Annotated in this window: 14 protein-coding genes; 5 read left to right on the forward strand and 9 right to left on the reverse strand. The window is 70.7% G+C overall.

Annotated features, from left to right (window positions below):
• Positions 1 to 69: 69 nt before the first annotated feature.
• Both ASF88_RS12850 and ASF88_RS12855 read left to right on the forward strand, forming a co-directional pair.
• Positions 70 to 543, forward strand: a complete 474-nt coding sequence (locus tag ASF88_RS12850; RefSeq protein ID WP_055918977.1) for an SRPBCC domain-containing protein — start codon at positions 70 to 72, stop codon at positions 541 to 543.
• A complete protein-coding gene (locus tag ASF88_RS12855; protein WP_055918980.1) occupies positions 540 to 890 on the forward strand; it encodes an ArsR/SmtB family transcription factor in 351 nt (116 codons plus the stop codon). Before ASF88_RS12850 ends, ASF88_RS12855 begins: the two co-directional genes overlap by 4 nt.
• Here ASF88_RS12855 and ASF88_RS12860 read toward each other — a convergent pair.
• From ASF88_RS12860 to ASF88_RS12875, 4 genes are read right to left on the reverse strand one after another with little or no spacing between them, the layout of a single operon-like run.
• The gene (locus tag ASF88_RS12860) at positions 884 to 1,741 is read right to left on the reverse strand and encodes an NAD(P)H-hydrate dehydratase (protein WP_082518947.1); all 858 of its coding nucleotides are present in this window, start codon (positions 1,739 to 1,741) and stop codon (positions 884 to 886) included. The two genes, ASF88_RS12855 and ASF88_RS12860, sit on opposite strands and share 7 nt — an antisense overlap.
• Positions 1,728 to 2,435, reverse strand: a complete 708-nt coding sequence (locus ASF88_RS12865) for a histidine phosphatase family protein (RefSeq protein ID WP_055920426.1) — start codon at positions 2,433 to 2,435, stop codon at positions 1,728 to 1,730. Before ASF88_RS12865 ends, ASF88_RS12860 begins: the two co-directional genes overlap by 14 nt.
• The gene (locus ASF88_RS12870; RefSeq protein WP_055920429.1) at positions 2,432 to 3,331 is read right to left on the reverse strand and encodes a hypothetical protein; all 900 of its coding nucleotides are present in this window, start codon (positions 3,329 to 3,331) and stop codon (positions 2,432 to 2,434) included. The genes ASF88_RS12865 and ASF88_RS12870 overlap by 4 nt, the downstream gene beginning before the upstream one ends.
• Before the next feature lie 38 nt (positions 3,332 to 3,369).
• Complete coding sequence (locus ASF88_RS12875) at positions 3,370 to 4,206, reverse strand: helix-turn-helix transcriptional regulator (protein WP_055918984.1); 837 nt, start codon at positions 4,204 to 4,206, stop codon at positions 3,370 to 3,372.
• Positions 4,207 to 4,307: 101 nt separating this feature from the next.
• Between ASF88_RS12875 and ASF88_RS12880 the strand changes: the two genes are divergently transcribed.
• Positions 4,308 to 5,084, forward strand: a complete 777-nt coding sequence (locus ASF88_RS12880; RefSeq protein WP_055918987.1) for an SDR family oxidoreductase — start codon at positions 4,308 to 4,310, stop codon at positions 5,082 to 5,084.
• Between the two features lie 27 nt (positions 5,085 to 5,111).
• On the opposite strand, the gene ASF88_RS12885 is transcribed toward ASF88_RS12880, so the two are convergent.
• From ASF88_RS12885 to ASF88_RS12900, 4 genes are all read right to left on the reverse strand, one after another.
• On the reverse strand, positions 5,112 to 6,203 hold the full coding sequence (locus tag ASF88_RS12885) for a DNA glycosylase AlkZ-like family protein (protein ID WP_055918990.1): 1,092 nt from the start codon (positions 6,201 to 6,203) through the stop codon (positions 5,112 to 5,114).
• Between the two features lie 40 nt (positions 6,204 to 6,243).
• Positions 6,244 to 6,903, reverse strand: a complete 660-nt coding sequence (locus ASF88_RS12890) for a DedA family protein (RefSeq protein ID WP_055918993.1) — start codon at positions 6,901 to 6,903, stop codon at positions 6,244 to 6,246.
• Positions 6,900 to 8,468, reverse strand: coding sequence for a glycosyltransferase family 39 protein (locus ASF88_RS12895; protein WP_082518948.1), 1,569 nt, complete (start codon positions 8,466 to 8,468; stop codon positions 6,900 to 6,902). Before ASF88_RS12895 ends, ASF88_RS12890 begins: the two co-directional genes overlap by 4 nt.
• 81 nt (positions 8,469 to 8,549) lie before the next feature.
• Complete coding sequence (locus ASF88_RS12900; protein WP_055918999.1) at positions 8,550 to 9,611, reverse strand: NAD(P)/FAD-dependent oxidoreductase; 1,062 nt, start codon at positions 9,609 to 9,611, stop codon at positions 8,550 to 8,552.
• A 115-nt stretch (positions 9,612 to 9,726) separates the two neighbouring features.
• Between ASF88_RS12900 and ASF88_RS12905 the strand changes: the two genes are divergently transcribed.
• Both ASF88_RS12905 and ASF88_RS12910 read left to right on the forward strand, forming a co-directional pair.
• Positions 9,727 to 12,282 (forward strand): ATP-dependent Clp protease ATP-binding subunit, encoded by a 2,556-nt coding sequence (locus ASF88_RS12905; protein WP_055919002.1) that lies wholly within the window; start codon positions 9,727 to 9,729, stop codon positions 12,280 to 12,282.
• Positions 12,283 to 12,438: 156 nt separating this feature from the next.
• Positions 12,439 to 14,994, forward strand: coding sequence for a penicillin-binding protein (locus ASF88_RS12910; protein WP_055919005.1), 2,556 nt, complete (start codon positions 12,439 to 12,441; stop codon positions 14,992 to 14,994).
• A 717-nt stretch (positions 14,995 to 15,711) separates the two neighbouring features.
• Here the strand turns inward: ASF88_RS12910 and ASF88_RS12915 are convergent.
• Positions 15,712 to 16,041 carry a hypothetical protein gene (locus tag ASF88_RS12915; protein ID WP_157498345.1) on the reverse strand — a complete coding sequence of 110 codons (330 nt, stop codon included), beginning with the start codon at positions 16,039 to 16,041 and terminating at the stop codon, positions 15,712 to 15,714.
• Positions 16,042 to 16,125 lie beyond the last annotated feature (84 nt).

Here is a 16,125-nt window from a genome sequence, read left to right on the forward strand (position 1 = left end):
CTAATGGTTGCAATTCCTGTCACAACCTGCAACCATTGCATTGCACATGAACCAACGACAGGAGAGATCATGAGCATTGCGAACGAATCAGCAGTCATCGACGACGAGTCCTTCGCCGTCCGCCGGACGATCCACATCGCCGCGCCGGTGCCGCGGGTGTGGGCGGCGGTCACCGAGCCGGAGCACATCTCCGAGTGGTTCGGCCGGGTCGAACTCGACGGAGCGGGGCGGGGGGCCGAGGGGTCGATGACCTTCCCCGGGCGCCGGCTCCCGCTGCGCGTCGACGCCATCGACGAGCCGCGCAGCGTCACCTACCTGTGGAACAACGACGACGCCCTGGGCGAGCCTCCGGCCGAGTTCGACGACGCCACGGCGACCTCCTTCACCTTCACGCTCGAGTCGGTGCCGGGAGGCACGCGGCTGACGGTCGTCGAGACGGGCTTCGAGCGCACGTCGGACGCGGCCGCCAACATGGCGAGCCACAGCGAGGGCTGGACGTTCGAGCTCGACAAGCTCGTGGCGCTGGCCGAGGCCGGCGCGTGACGACGACCGACCTGGTGCCGGTGCTCGCCGCGCTCGGCGACGAGAGCCGCTGGCGGGTGCTGGAGGCTCTCGGTGAGGGGGACGCGTCGGCGTCCGCCCTCGCCGGGAGCCTCCCGATCAGCCGCCAGGCGATCGCGAAGCACCTCGGCGTCCTGCGGGAGGCCGGGCTCGTGGAACCCGTGCGCTCGGGCCGCGAGGTGCAGTACCGCGTGCTCGGCGCGCACCTCCGCGACACCGCGAGCCGGCTCGACGCCATCGGGGCCGCGTGGGACCGCCGGCTGGCCGTCATCCGCGAGATCGCGGAGCGACCGGAGGAGCAGCCCGACTCGGACGACCCGCGTCACTGACCGACCGCGACCACCTCGACCGCCAACCGGTCCACGATCTCCGACGCCAGGAACCCGAGCGGCGCGAGACTCTTCGACAGGGATACGCCAGCCGCGACATGCAGGTACGTCCCCCACGCCGCAGCCTGCAGCGGCTCGCAGCCGCGGGCCGCGAGGCCGGCGATGGCGCCTGACAGTGCGTCGCCGCTGCCCGAGGTTCCGAGGCCCGGCACGCCGTCGCCGACGGTGAGCAGGCGACCGTCGGGGGAGGCGATGCGGCCGAAGCAGCTCACGACGGCGCCGTAGCGTCGGGCGATGGCCAGGGTGTCCGCGTCGCGGTCGCGGAGGCGCCGGCCCAGCAGACGCTGCGCCTCCTCGGTGTTGGGCGTGAGGATGCGACGGCCGCGTCCCGCGAGCCGCGGGTGGCCGGCCAGCGCGCCCAGGGCGTAGGCGTCCAGCACGAGCGTGGCCCCCGGGGAGGTGAGCCGCCCGAGGAGGCGGAGCATCTTGGCCGTCTCGCCCGCGTGGTCGAGGCCCGGACCGGCGAGCACGGCGTCCGCGCCGGCGAGATCGGCTGCGGACGCGCGGAGGCCGGAACCGCGCACGCTGCCGCCGCGCGATTCGGGCAGCGGCACCACGCCGCACTCCGGGAGCGCCACCGCCGTGGCGACGGCCGTGCTCGCGCCGACCGCCAGCGTCAGCCGCCCGGCCCCGACGCGCAACGCCGCCCGGCCGGACAGGAGGGCGGCGCCGGGTGAGCGGCGGGAGCCTCCGACGACCAGCACCTGACCGCGGGCGTACTTCGAGCCGCCGGGATCGGGCAGCGGCCACGCGCGCAGGAAGCCGGGCGTGATGCGCTCAGGCGTCGGCACGGGCGTTCCCCTGGTGCTCGGTGGCCGGAACGCCGACCTCGGCGAGGTGCGTGTCGTCGGCGAAGGCGTCGACGCGCCAGCCGTCGGCGCCGCGCGCCAGCACGGTCACCGACGCGTTCGTCACCGGGCGCGTGCGCAGGAACTCGCTCAGCTCGTCCTCCGTCATCCCGAGCAGCACGAACAGGAAGACGCTCACCACGGCGTCGTGCGTGAAGATCACCGCCGTGCCGTCCCCGGCCGGGAGGTCGCGCAGGAACGACCGCACGCGCAACGCGACGTCCGCCCACGACTCGCCGCCCGGAGGCCGGTAGTAGAACTTGCCGAGCCAGCGCCGCCGCTCGGCCTCCAGCGGCAGTCGGCGTTCGACGCCGAGGGCGGTCAGCGCGTCGATGACGCCGAGCTCCCGGTCGCGGAGCCGTTCGTCCAGCCGGAGCGCAGGCCGCTCGACACCGGCGGCCCGCGCGGTCTGTACGGCACGGAGGTACGGCGAACTGAAGCTGTCCGCGGCGGACACCGCGTGGTCGCGCAGCGCCTGCCCGAGCGTGGCGGCCTGGCGTTCACCCAGCGCCGACAGCGGCACGTCCGCGTCGCGCGCCTCCACCGCGATCGCCTCCGCCCCGTCGGCCTCGGCGGCCGCCGCGGCCACGTTCGCGGTGCTCTCGCCGTGGCGGATGAGCAAGAGCCGAGCTGTCACGACCTGGCCGCCCACTCGAGCACGCGCAGAGCCCGCAGGGTGTTCCACCGGCTCGGCTCTCCCACGTCCTCCATCTCGAGAAGCGCGCGGCCCGAGTGCTGGTGGTCGAGCAGCCAGCGGCCGTCGGACTGCCGCCGCGAGGCGACGGCGTCGAGGGCCTCCGTCACGCGCGCATCGGCCGGCACGCCGGCCGCGCGCAAGTGGTCGAGGCCGCGCAGCACGTCGAACGACCAGTAGTAGGGGAAGCTGGACTCGAGCCAGCTCTCGTCGATCAGGGAGCCGTCGCTGCGGCGGCGCATCAGGCCGCGGGTCAGCAGGTACTCGTGGCCGCGCTCGATCGCGCCGCTCACATCGGTCGGGCCTCCCGCGTCGCGGTAGGCGACCAGGCCCTCCAGTGCGCAGATCGTGCTGTGGAACGAGCCGGGGTCGGTGCGGGTCTCCGCGTAGCAGTTCCAGCCGCCGTCGGTCTGCTGCTCGTTCAGCAGACGTTCGACGATGAGCTCGCTCGGATGCCCGAAGCGGGCCCCGGCGACGAGTACGCGCCCGTTGATGCACGGCTCCACCTCGCCGTCGAAGAACGGATGGTTCCACCACTCGTCGCCCCAGTCGACCTGCTGCACGACCCGGTCGATCGCGACGCGCGTGCGGTCGCCGTCCTCCGGAGCGCCGAGCAGCGCGAGCAGCAGCATCGCGTCGTCGACGCCGAGCCGGTCCTGCTGGGTCCACACGCCCTCGCCCCAGGTGCCGTCCTCCCGCTGGAGGTCGAGCAGCTCGGCACCCCATCCCTCGGTCTCGACATTCGCGCGCTCGGCGGCGACGATGTCGTCCGGGTCGTGGAGCAGGTCGCGCCGCACCTGCCAGCGGATCGCCGGGTCGCCGTCCATGAGCCAGTCCATGACATCCACGGCGGCCACGGTACTCCCGCCGCTCGTGCTCAGGCGAACGACTGCGTGCCGAGCACCGCCAGCAGCGCCAGCTTCTCCGCGGCCTCGGTGCGCGGCGGCGCCGTCAGCACCAGCAGGCACTGCGACAGGTCCTCGGTGAACAGCGCCTGGCAGTCCAGCTCGATCGCGCCGAGCTCGGGATGGATCAGCGTCTTGTGGTCCTCGAACCGGCGAGCGACCTCGTGGCGCTCCCACAGCGCGGCGAACTCCGGGCTGCGCTCCAGCAGGGCGCGCACCAGCTCGCCGGCGCGCGACTGAGGGCCGAGCGCTCCGTACGCGTCGCGAAGGGAGGCCACCTGCGCGCGGCTCTGCCGGTCGCGGTCGGCCTCCGGGTACATCGCGCGCGCCCTCTCCGGGTCGGTGAACCAGCGGTAGTACTCGCTGCGCTCGAGCCCCGTGTAGCCGGAGCGGTCGCCGAGCAGGGCCACCGCCAGCCGGTTCTGCACGAGCGTCTCGCCGAGGTTGGACAGCACGAGCGCGGGGGTGTCGTCGAGCCGGTCGAGCACGCGCTGGAGCGCGGGAGGCACGTGCGCGCCGCCGAGCCGGTCGGGGGTGTTGTGGCCGGCGATGCGGTACAGATAGTCGCGCTCGTCGGCGGTCAGCCGCAGCGCACGAGCCAGAGAGGCCAGCATCTGGTCGCTCGGCTGCGGACCGCGGCGCTGCTCGAGGCGCGTGTAGTAGTCGTTCGACATCGCGGCCAGCAGTGCGACCTCCTCGCGCCGCAGGCCGGGAGCCCGACGTCGCGGGCCGGACGGCAACCCGACGTCCTCCGGGCGCAACCCCTCGCGGTGGCGGCGGAGGAAGTCGGCGAGCGCGTTGCGGTCCATCTCTCCATGATGAGCCGTCGCGTGGGCGCGAGCCAGGGATCGCGGATCCCCCGATAGGCGCTCCGCTCCCGCCGCCCGCTGACCGGCAGCACAGTGGAGGCATGGACATCACAGGGAACACCGTCTTCATCCCCGGCGCGACCAGCGGCATCGGTCTCGCCCTCGCTGTCGCCCTCCACGAGCGCGGCAACACGGTCATCGTCGGAGGCCGCCGCACGGAGCTGCTCGAGCGCATCGCCGCCGAGCACCCCGGGATCGACACCGTGCGCATCGACACCGCCGACGCCGAGAGCATCCAGGAGGCCGCGGGCAGCGTGCTCGCCGCCCACCCCGACCTGAACGTGCTGATCGCCATGGCCGGCATCATGCGCGTGGAGGACTGGCACCGCCCCGACGGATTCCTGGCCTCCGCGGAGTCGATCGTGACCACCAACGTGCTCGGCCCGATCCGGCTCATCGCAGCGTTCGTCGAGCACCTGCAGACCCGTCCCAACGCGACCATCGTCACGGTCTCGTCCGGGCTGGCATTCACCCCGCTGAAGGTCACCCCCAGCTACAACGCGAGCAAGGCGGCCATCCACATGCTCAGCGAGAGCATCCGGCTGCAGCTCGCCGACACCTCGGTGAGCGTCGTGGAGCTCGTGCCGCCGGCGGTGCGCACGGGCCTGCTCCCCGGGCAGGAGGGGAGCGAGTTCGCGATGCCGCTCGACGAGTTCGTCGCCGAGGTGATGCAGCTGATCGAGACGCAGCCGGAGGCCACCGAGCTGCAGGTCGAGCGCGTCAAGTTCCTGCGCTACGGGGAGGCCCGCGGCGACTACGACCGCGTCGTCGAGGTGCTCAACGACTCCGACCCGCACGGCCGGGAGTCGGCCGCGTAGACGCCCTCGCTGCTCGCAGTAGGAGTGTCAGGAGGCGTACTCGGGGGTGAGGGAGAGCCAGGCGGCGAGCGCGTCGATCTCGGCGTGCACGGCATCCCGCACGTCGGGCGCGAACGGCTCGTCCTCGTGCAGGGCCGCGACCCGCAGCACGCCCGCTCGGCGGTCGGCGGCGGCGTCGAGCTTCCCGATCAGCCGGTCGCCGTGCAGGATCGGCAGTGCGAAGTAGCCCCAGCGCCGCTTCGCCGCCGGCTTGTACATCTCGAGCACGTACTCGAACCCGAACACCTCCTGCGACCGCACCCGGTCGTGCACGAGGCGGTCGAACGGCGAGAGCAGGGCGGTGCGCCCGGCGAACGGGAGGCCGACCGCCTCCGGGTCCACGCGCCACTCCCGCGTGCTGCCGTCGACCTTCGCCGGCTCGCCCGCCTCGCCGACGAAGGCCCGGCGGGCGATCCCGAGTGCGCGCAGCCTCCGCTCGTCGCGCAGCGGGCCGGCCGCGGCTTCGGGGACGATCTCGATGCCGGACGGGTAGACCCGTTCGCCCAGATCCCAGGTGCGCTGGCGGCCGGCACGGCCCGCGACCGCGACCTCCCCACGGCCCTGCAGCAGTTCGAGCAGCCGGGTGACGTTCTGGTTGTGGGTCCAGCCGGTCGAGCTCCACGGCACCGCGGCGGTGTCCGGGATGTCTTTCGACAGAGTCGGGCCGTTGTCGCGCAGCAGGGCGAGCACGTCGCGTCGGAAGCCGGCGTTCGCCTCCAGCCAGGCGGCCGCGCGCGGCATCCGCTCCGGCCAGTGCGACATCCGGTCGAGGTGGAGGCCGAGGTCGGAGACCGGCCGCACCATCGCGAACGGAGCGGTCACCGGGTCGTCCATCGCCTTGACCTCGTAGAGCAGGCGGTCGGCTTCCAGTGCGTCCGCCAGTTGGTCGGGGCTGTACTCCGCGCCGAGCCGCGAATAGGCGATCAGATCGGCGCTCGGCGCGATCGCCGCCGTCGGGTCGAGTTGCAGGAACGTGAGTTCTTCGACCAGGGGGACGAGCGCCGTCGGTCGGTCGGCCGACAGCCGCTGCGCGCGCACCGCGATCCTCCGTGCTTCGTCGCGATCGAGGGTGACGGTCATGCCCCCACGGTAGTAGGGCGCCGCGCAGCGGTGCAGGTGCTCAGGAGTCGACGCGCGTGCGGCGGCGCCGCAGCGCGATCGCGCGCACGAGCACCGGGCCGACCGAGAGCACCACGATCGCGATGAGCACGATGTCGAGGTACTTCGACACGAAGTCCGCCACGCCGGGGATGTGGCCGAGTCCGTATCCGATGAGCACGACGGCGGCCGCCCACACGGCGGCGCCGATCACGTTGAAGGCGCTGAAGACGGCCCATCGCATGCGGCCGACACCGGCCGCGACCGGCGCGAACGTCCGCACCACCGGTACGAACCGCGCCACGACGACGGCTCCGGAGCCCCACCGGTCGAAGAAGCTCTGCGTGCGCACGACGCTCGCGCGGCTGAACAGTCCCGACTCCCTCCGCTCGAACACCGCGGGTCCGGTCTTGCGGCCGATCAGGTAGCCCACCTCGCCTCCGGCGATCGCGGCGATCGCGACGGCGACGATGACGAGCCAGAGCGGCTGCGAGATCTGGCCGGTGAGGGTGAGCACGCCGGCGAAGAACAGCAGGGTGTCGCCGGGCAGGAAGAACCCGAGCAGGAGGCCGGTCTCGGCGAACACGATCGCGCAGACGCCGAGCAGGGCCCACGGTCCCGCGGCCTGGATGAGGCCCTGCGGGTCGAGGAGGCCGGTGTGGAGGAGGGACGGGAGGATCATCGGGTCCTTTCGTAGAGCGCCACCAGAGCGTGGTGGGTGGTGATGCGCGTGCTCGTCTCGTGGAAGCCGAGCGCGGTGAGGTCGGTGACGCCGTAGCTGTCCGGCGTGGAGGGGGTGGCGGCGTACTCGATCAGCCAGACCCGGTCGATGCCGGCGAACCGGCCGAGGGCGGCCGCGTGCCGCACCGAGTAGGCGCTGTCGCGCCAGGTCGTGTTCTTCGCGAACGGCACGGCGAGCGTGACGTCAGCGGTGTCGGCGAAGCCGGCGGGGTAGGTGTGGAGCGCGAGTCGCGGCCGTTTCGACGGGTGGGCGCCCTCGTCGAAGACGACGGCGTCCCCGTGGTGCGCGTTCGCGCCGACGGCGGCCGAGACCTCCGCCCAGTCGCTGCCGTTCTTGGCGTAGAGCGTGCGCTGGCCCACGTAGAGCGGCACGCTGAGTGCGAGCACCAGCGCACCGGCGACGACACCGGCCCACCACCGCCGGCGCAGCAGCTCATCGATGCCGCAGGCGACCAGGAGGGCGACGGCGGGCGCGCAGAATGACACGTAGCGTGCGGTGAAGTCGGGCACGATCGGCTGCAGCGCGATCAGGATCAGCGTCGGCATCAGCAGCCAGGTGAGCGCGACCAACACGAGCGACGGCCCGGAGGGCGAGACGGGCAGGAACAGCGACGACCGCGGGCCGCCGATCGGCAGTGCTCTGCGCTCCAGCACCCTCCTGCGCGCCTCCATGACGACCGCCAGGACGACGAGCGCCCAGCCGGCGGTCGCCAGCGGCCAGCCTCCGCCGAACCAGAGCCCGCCGAACAGCGTCGGCGGTGAGAGCTGCGGGATGACGCCCAGGTACGCGATCTGGTGATGCTGACCGACGGCCGCGATCAACAGCGGGGCAGTGGCGACGATCGCGCCTCCCACTGCGATGAGCCAACCGCGGACCACGCGGCGAGGGACTCGGGAGGCTGCGATCAGCACGCCATGGACCAGGACGAAGAGCACGGTGTACAGAAACACGTACGTCCCGACGCACAGCAGCGCCCCGTAGCCGACCCACCAGGCCGCACGCGGGCGCTCCCGCCGGAGCGCGGCGAGCAGAAGCACGGTCAGCCAGGAGACGATCGCCGCCGAGAAGGCGAACGACCGGGCCTCCTCGCCCATGTAGGTGACGCGGGGGAGGAGTGCGCAGACGAGGCCGGCGACGACCGCCGTGCGGGTGTCGCGCAGCCGGTTCGCCAGCAGGACGACGGCCGCCGTCGCCAGCCCGACCGCGATCGCGCTCGGCAGCCGCACCGCGAACGGCGAGAAGCCGAAGAAGTGCCCCCACAGATGGAGGCCGAGGTAGTAGGTGCCGTGCACCGCGTCGACGTGCCCCAGCATCGTGAACAGCGACGGCACCGACCGCTGGGCCGACATGATGCTGGTGGCCTCGTCTCCCCACAGCGACGGGATCCACGAACCGACGGCCGACAGGACGGTCGCCAGCGCGCCGAAAGCCGCGGCGAGCACCGCGGGGCTGGTCGCGCGCACGGCCCTCCGGGTGGGGGCCGGCCGCAGCATCGTGACAGACATGGGTCGGCACCGTCCTCTCGAATCAGCGTCGTGACGCCAGTCAAGCCCACCGATCCCCAGAAAGGTCCAAGACGACAGCGCTCAGCCGCACTCGGCGATGATGCGCTCCGCCAGCAGGTCGCCCACCAGCGGCCCCATCGTCAGCCCGCCCGCTCCGAACCCGGCGTTCACGTAGATCCCTGGCCGCCCGTCCACCGGTCCGACGGTCGGGAGGTCGCCCTCCGGCAGCGGTCGCAGGCCCACCCGGGTCTCGATCACGCTCGCCCCGGCCAGTCCGGGCGCGATCGCGAGCGCGTCGTCGAGCACTTGTCGTTCGCCCGCCGCGGTGACCCGTGCGTCGAAGCCCGAGCCGGTCTCCCTGGTCGCTCCTGCCACGATGCGGCCGGCATCGAACGCGACCAGGTAGTGCGGCGCCACGGGGTGCACGGAGGGCCACGAGCGGGTGTCGGCGTCGACGCGCAGGTGCACGAGCTGCCCGCGCTGCGGTTCGACGCGCGTGCGCACGCCGAGCGGGCGGAGGACGCGGTCGGTCCAGGCTCCGGCCGCGACCACGACCGCGTCGGCGGCCAGCGGGGCGCCGTCGACGGTGACGGCGCCGTCAGCGGTGAGCTCGGCCCTCGCCTCCACGTGCGTCGCGCCGAGGGCGGCTGCGGCGTCGAGCAGCCCGGTGCGCAGGGCCCGTCCGTCGACGCGGGCGCCTCCCGCGATGTGGAGGCCGTGCAAGCCGTCCGCCAGCGGCGGGAACAGCTCCCGCGCGGCGGCCGGGTCGACCCGGCGCACGTCGCCGGCCGTGCGGGATGCCGCCGCGCGCTCGCCGACGCGCTGCTCGACGTCGTCGATCACTGCCGGGTCGCGGTTGACGACGAGCGCTCCGGAGCGGCGGTAGCCGATCTCGCGCACGCCGGCCTCCGCCAGCCGCTCGATCAACTCGGGGTAGTAGTCGGCGGCGGCCGAGTAGAGCTCGTAGAACGCGCCACCGGAGGACGTGCTCCACGGCTGGACGATGCCCGCGCCCGCGTCGGTCGCGCGACCGACCAGCCCCGCGTCGACGATCGTGACGGCCGCCCCTCGGCGCGCCAAAGCGAACGCGGTCGCGGCGCCGGCGACGCCGTCGCCCACGACGACGACCCGGGGCTTCTCCATACGCCCGACCGTACACCGGGCCCTTCGACCTCGATTCCGACCGGCGGGAATATCCTTTCCACCCCAGCGTTGAAGTTGAGTGCACATCGCTCAACTTTGAGAAACAGGAGATCAAGTGCCCGAGAACTTCACCCCCGACGGCGGCAGCGAGAACTCGTTCGACGAGTTCCTCTCGCGCTACCTCGCGGGCGAGCGCGCCCGCGCCGCGCGCTCCATCGACATCAGCCGCTTCCTCAGCCGGCGCACGCAGGAACTCCTCGCCGAGGCGGGCCGTTACGCCCTCGAGCACGGCCACCGCGAGCTCGACGCCCTGCACATCCTCCGCGTGATGGCGGCCCAGGAGCCCGCGTCTGACGCCATGCGCCGCATCGGCGTCGACCCGACCGAGGTCGTCACCGCCGCCGAGCAGCGCCTCCCGGCCTCCGGTGAGGCCATCGACGCCGACGGCGCCTCGATCACGGCGTCCGCCCAGCGCGCGCTGTTCCACGCCTACCAGGTCGCCCGTGCCTCCGGCTCGACCTACATCGACCCCGAGCACCTCTTCTTCGCGCTCGTGATCGGTCAGGACGCCCCCGCCGGGCAGGTCCTGCAGGCCGCCGGCGTCACTCCCGACTCGCTCACCAACGCGATGCGTCAGTCCGCCACGGTCGGCGGCGGCGACACCGCCTCCGCGCAAGCCGCGAGCGACTCCACGACCCCGATGCTCGATCAGTTCGGCACCGACCTCACCGCGCTCGCGCGCGACGGCGGGCTGGACCCGGTCATCGGACGACTCGACGAGATCGAGCAGACCGTCGAGATCCTTTCCCGCCGGACGAAGAACAACCCCGTGCTGGTCGGCGAGGCCGGCGTCGGCAAGACCGCGATCGTGGAGGGCCTGGCCCGTGCGATCGTCGCCGGCGACGTGCCCGAGCAGCTGCGCGACAAGAAGGTCGTCGCGCTTGACCTCGCGGGGATGGTGGCCGGCACCCGGTACCGTGGCGACTTCGAAGAGCGGCTCACGAAGCTCATGGACGAGATCAGCGCAGGCAAGGACGAGCTGATCGTGTTCATCGACGAGCTGCACACCGTGGTCGGCGCCGGAGGGTCCGGCGAGTCCGGCGGGATGGACGCGGGCAACATCCTCAAGCCCCGGCTGGCGCGCGGCGACCTCCACCTGGTGGGGGCCACCACGCTCAAGGAGTACCGCCGCATCGAGAAGGACCCGGCGCTGGAGCGCCGCTTCCAGCCGGTGACGGTCGGCGAGCCGAGTGTGGAGGACGCGGTGCTGATCCTGGACGGCCTGCGTGCCGCCTACGAGGACCACCACGGTGTCAGCTACACGCCGGACGCGATCCGCGCGGCCGTCGAGCTGTCGAACCGCTACATCTCCGACCGCTTCCTGCCCGACAAGGCGATCGACCTGATCGACCAGGCGGGAGCGCGCCTGCGCCTGTCACTGGGCAAGCGCGTCGATGCGTCCGAGCTGATGCAGAGACTGGCGACCCTGGAGTCCGAGAAGAACTCCGCCGTCGCGAGCGAGCACTACGAGGAGGCCTCGCGCCTCCGCGACGAGATGGAGGCCGTGCAGCGCTCGATCGACGAGCTGGGTTCGGCCCGGCACGCGGCTGCCGCTGCCGCCGACGCCGTCGTGGACGAGGCGGAGATCGCCGCGATCATCTCGCGTGCGACTGGCATCCCGGTCTCGCGCATCGGCGACGCCGACCGCGTGCGCCTCGCCGCTCTCGAGTCGGAGCTGCACGAGCGCGTGATCGGTCAGGAGGACGCGGTGACGGCCGTCGCGAAGGCGGTGCGCCGTGACCGCACCGGTCTCGGCGACGAGCGCCGTCCCGTCGGTTCGTTCCTGTTCCTCGGCCCGACTGGTGTCGGCAAGACCGAGCTCGCCAAGTCGCTGGCGTCGTCGCTCTTCGGTGACGACAAGGCGATGATCCGGTTCGACATGAGCGAGTTCGGCGAGCGCCACACCGTCGCCCGTCTGGTCGGCGCCCCTCCCGGGTACGTCGGCTACGACGAGGCCGGCCAGCTGACCGAGCGCGTGCGTCGCAACCCGTACTCGGTGGTGCTGTTCGACGAGATCGAGAAGGCGCACCCGGACGTGTTCAACCTGCTGCTGCAGGTGCTCGACGACGGGCGCCTGACGGACGGTCAGGGCCGCACGGTCGACTTCCGCAACACGGTCGTCATCATGACCTCCAACCTCGGTTCGGAGTTCCTGGCGTCCCGCAGCGGAGCGCTCGGCTTCGTGCCAGCGGGCTCCGACGGCTTCGCGAACGACAAGGACATCCGCGACCGTGTGATGGGCAAGCTCCGGGAGGCCATGCGTCCCGAGTTCCTGAACCGGATCGACGAGATCGTGCTGTTCCGCAAGCTGGACGCCGAGCAGCTGCGCGACATCGTCCGCCTCCTGCTGCAGGCGACGGCGAGCCGCCTGGCCCACCGGAGCATCGGCTTCGAGGTCACCGACGCCGCTGTGCAGTGGATCGCCGACACCGGCTACGAGCCGGAGTACGGCGCCCGCCCGCTCCGACGCGTCATCCAGCGCGAGGTCGACGACCGCATCGCGGAGCTCCTGGTAGCCGGCGACGTCACCGACGGCGGAGCCGTCGTCGTCGACGCCACCGGCGACGCGCTCACCGTGCGCCCCCGCGCGGTCTTCGCCGCCGCCGCGTAAGCGGTCACAACACTCAAACGGCAGAACACGCCGCCTCCTGTTTCCCGGAGGCGGCGTGTTCTGTTTTCTTCGTTCTCGGCGCCTTCCTGAAAATCCACAAAGGGGTACTGTCCTTGTCCCAACCGCCCGCACAGCAGACCCTGGAAGCGTGGACCCGTGCCCATCCCGGACAGATTCCAGAATTCACCGCGCCTCCAGGCGATCGACGAGCGTCTCGAGCCGTTGAAGCGCTTCGAGCTGCGCACTCCGCGCACCCGTAATGGGGCGATCCTCCAGTTCGTCGCGCTCGCGATCGTCGCCGCGGTGCTCGCGGCCGTGTTCTTTCTTCCGGGTTTCCTGGGAGCCGGCATCGCGGCCGCTGCGGGTGTCAGCGACTTCAACAAGCTGCCCGCCGACCTCAACATCCAGCAGTTCGCCCAGAACTCGACGGTGTACGCCAAACAGGGCGGCAACGACATCCCGATCGCTCAGTTCTACGCGCAGAACCGGCGTGACGTCGGCTGGACCGATGTCGCGCAGGTCGCCAAGGACGCCACCACCTCTGCCGAGGACCCGCGCTTCTACTCGGAGGGCGCTGTCGACGTGTTCGGCACCGTGCGCGGTGCGCTCTCGACCGTCGTCGGCGGCAACGTGCAGGGCGGATCGTCGATCACCCAGCAGTACGTGAAGAACGTCGAGGTCGAGAAGTGCTCCGTGCTGACCGACCAGAAGAAGATCCAGGCCTGCTACGACGACGCGGCCGGCGTGACCCTGCAGCGCAAGGTGCAGGAGATGCGCTACGCGGTGGGCCTGGAGAAGAAGTACAGCAAGCAGGACATCCTGCTCGGCTACCTGAACGTCGTCGGCTTCGGGGGGCAGGTGTACGGAATCCAGGCCGCCTCCGAGTACTACTTCAACAACACCGCGGCCAAGCTCACCCTGCCGCAGGCGGCGACGCTCGTGGCGATCGTCAACAACCCGTCCAACCTGCGCATCGACGAGCCGAACAACAAGGACAACGGAGCCGCCAACGGCTACGCGCTCACCAAGGCGCGCCGCGATTACGTGCTCGACCGCATGTACGTCAACCACAAGATCACCGCAGCCGACCGGGATGCCGCCAAGAAGACCCCGATCACGCCGGCGATCACGCCGACCACCTCCGGCTGCACCGCCGCCTCCCAGTACAACGCGGCGTTCTTCTGCGACTATGTGCGCGACGTCATCCTCAACGACGCGGCGTACGGCAAGACCGCGGCCGAGCGCTGGGACACGCTGAACCGCGGCGGGCTCAAGATCTACACGACGCTCAACCTCGACCTCCAGACCGTGGCGCAGCAGTCGCTCTCGAAGTACATCCCCGCCTCCCGCTCCGACATCGACCTCGGCGCCTCCAATGTGTCGGTGGAGGTCGGCACTGGCCGGATCGTCACGATGGTGCAGAACCGCGCCTTCAACAACACCGATCAGCCACAGGACGGCACGACGGCGGTGAACTACAACACCGACGAGGCCTACGGAGGCTCGGAGGGCTTCCAGACCGGATCGACGTTCAAGGCGTTCGACCTGATCGGCTGGCTCGAAGGCGGCCACAGCCTCTACGACACGATCGACGCCTCGCAGCACACCTTCCCGATGTCGGACTTCACGAGCAGCTGCGGGCCCGTCTCGGGGCCGCCATGGCCGGTGTCCAACGATGAGGGTTCCGCCAGCAGGCTGTCGGTGATGTCGGCGACGGCGCAGTCCGTCAACACGGCGTTCGCGATGATGGCGACGAAGACCGACCTGTGCTCCATCCTCAAGGCGGCGCAGAACCTCGGCGTCCACACGGCGAAGACCGGAGGCACGCTCAACTCGTACCCGTCGATGATCCTCGGCACGAACAACATCGCACCCCTGACGATGGCCACGGCCTACGCGGGCATCGCGAACAGCGGGACGGTCTGCACGCCGATCGCCATCGACAAGGTGATCAACGCCGACGGCAGCGCGCACAAGGTGAGTCCGTCGACCTGCACGCAGGGCCTGGCCAAGAACATCGCCTCGGGCGTCACGTACGCCCTCCAGGGCGTCATGCGCGGAGGCGGCACGGCGGCCAGCGCCAACCCTTACGACGGCACGCCGATCATGGGCAAGACCGGAACGACCGACGACTCCCTGCAGAACTGGATGATCACCTCCACCACGAAGGTCGCCCAGGCGACCTGGGTGGGCAACGTGTCGGGGCAGACCCCGCTGCGAAGCCTCGACTTCAACGGGATCGGCGGCGGCAACGTCAAGTTCTCGATCGCGAAGCCGATCCTCAAGGCGCTGGACGCCGTCTACGGAGGCGACTCGTTCCCGAAGCCCGACAACTCGGTGCTGTACGGGAGCCAGGTGTCCATCCCGGACGTCTCGGGCAAGACCCCGGATCAGGCGACTCAGCTGCTGCAGGCGCTCGGCCTCACCGTCACCGTCGACCCGACGCCGGTCGCGAGCGGCCAGCCCGCGGGGACCGTCGCCGGCACGAACCCGTCCGCCGGATCGTCGGTCGACGGAGGATCGAGCGTGACCATCCAGGTCAGCTCGGGCCAAGGGTCGCAGGCGCCGTCCACCGGCACACCGACGCCGCAGCCGACGAACGGCAACGGCGGCGGAAACGGCAACGGCGGCGGAAACGGCAACGGCGGCGGCGGTGGCAGCGGAGGTGGCGGCACCGGAGCTGGCACGGGAAGCGGTGGCACCGGCGGCTAGGCGGGAGCGCTGCTCATCACGACAGCGTGGAATCTCCTTGTTGACGAGACCCGGTTGGCCGCATGCGATTTTCACCGACCAATACCCGCCCGTCCCGTTACAGGCTCGGATGCGCGCCTCGGTCCAGTCCCCGTCGAACTTTTCTGGTCGAGCCGCGACCCCATAGTGAGAGCCCGGGAACTTTATCTCGAACAGGAAGTTGTTCACCCTGTGCCACGATATTCGGCCGCTATAGGTCTTCTCGCCGGTTACCGGGGTACACGGGCGGTCTGACGGCTTCCGATACCCTCGCGGGAGGTCCACACCGAAGCCGGTTCCGTCGGCCCGAAGCGTCAAAGACATCCGTCCGTTGTCCACACGGGACGAGCCGGTTTCTCTGGCGTAGAAGGTGCCGCCTCTCCACGTGATTGTGCCTGTGAACGGGTCCGAACATCCCGTCAGCGATAGGACAGCCATTGTCGCCGCCAGGAGCAGGAATGCCCTAGTCCGTAAGGTTCGCATTCGCGTCTTCGTAGTACTGCTTCTCAGACAGCCCGTTCGAATATTTTAGGTTTGACGATGCCACCGCAACGAGGATAACGGCAACCGCGACAATGCCTGGCCCGACGAGAGCGAGGCCCGCGACGACGATCAGATTAACGGTCGTCATGGCCGCACCCCGCCCAGTCGTATACCACGTTCGCAGCGTTCTCGCTTTGACGCTTGGCGGGAGTGCCGCTAGTCACGACAGGGTGGAATGTCCCTCCTGACGAGACCGGGTTGCGCGCATCGGATTTGCATGGTCCAGTACTCGTACCCCCAGGTGCAGGTGTAAATGCGCACCTCGGTCCAATCGGGCAGGAATTTGCCGGGGCCGTCGGTAAGCGTGTATTTGGAGTTCTCGAAGCTGATCTCGAATCGGTAGCCAGTGACTTTCCGCCAGGTCACCCGACCGTCATAACGATCCTCGCTGGTCAGTTCGATACACACATTGTCTGACTCCTTCTGATGACCGCGAGGGACACCGACCGCGTAACCGGTTCCGCCGGTCCGCAGCGTGAGCGTCATCGGCCCCAACGGTTCTTGTCTAAGGCGCTTCTTCTCGTTATAGAAGGTTCCGCCCTTCCATTCGGTTGTCTCTGTGAACAAGTT

It is taken from the genome of Leifsonia sp. Leaf336 (assembly GCF_001423695.1).
Lineage (GTDB): Bacteria > Actinomycetota > Actinomycetes > Actinomycetales > Microbacteriaceae > Leifsonia.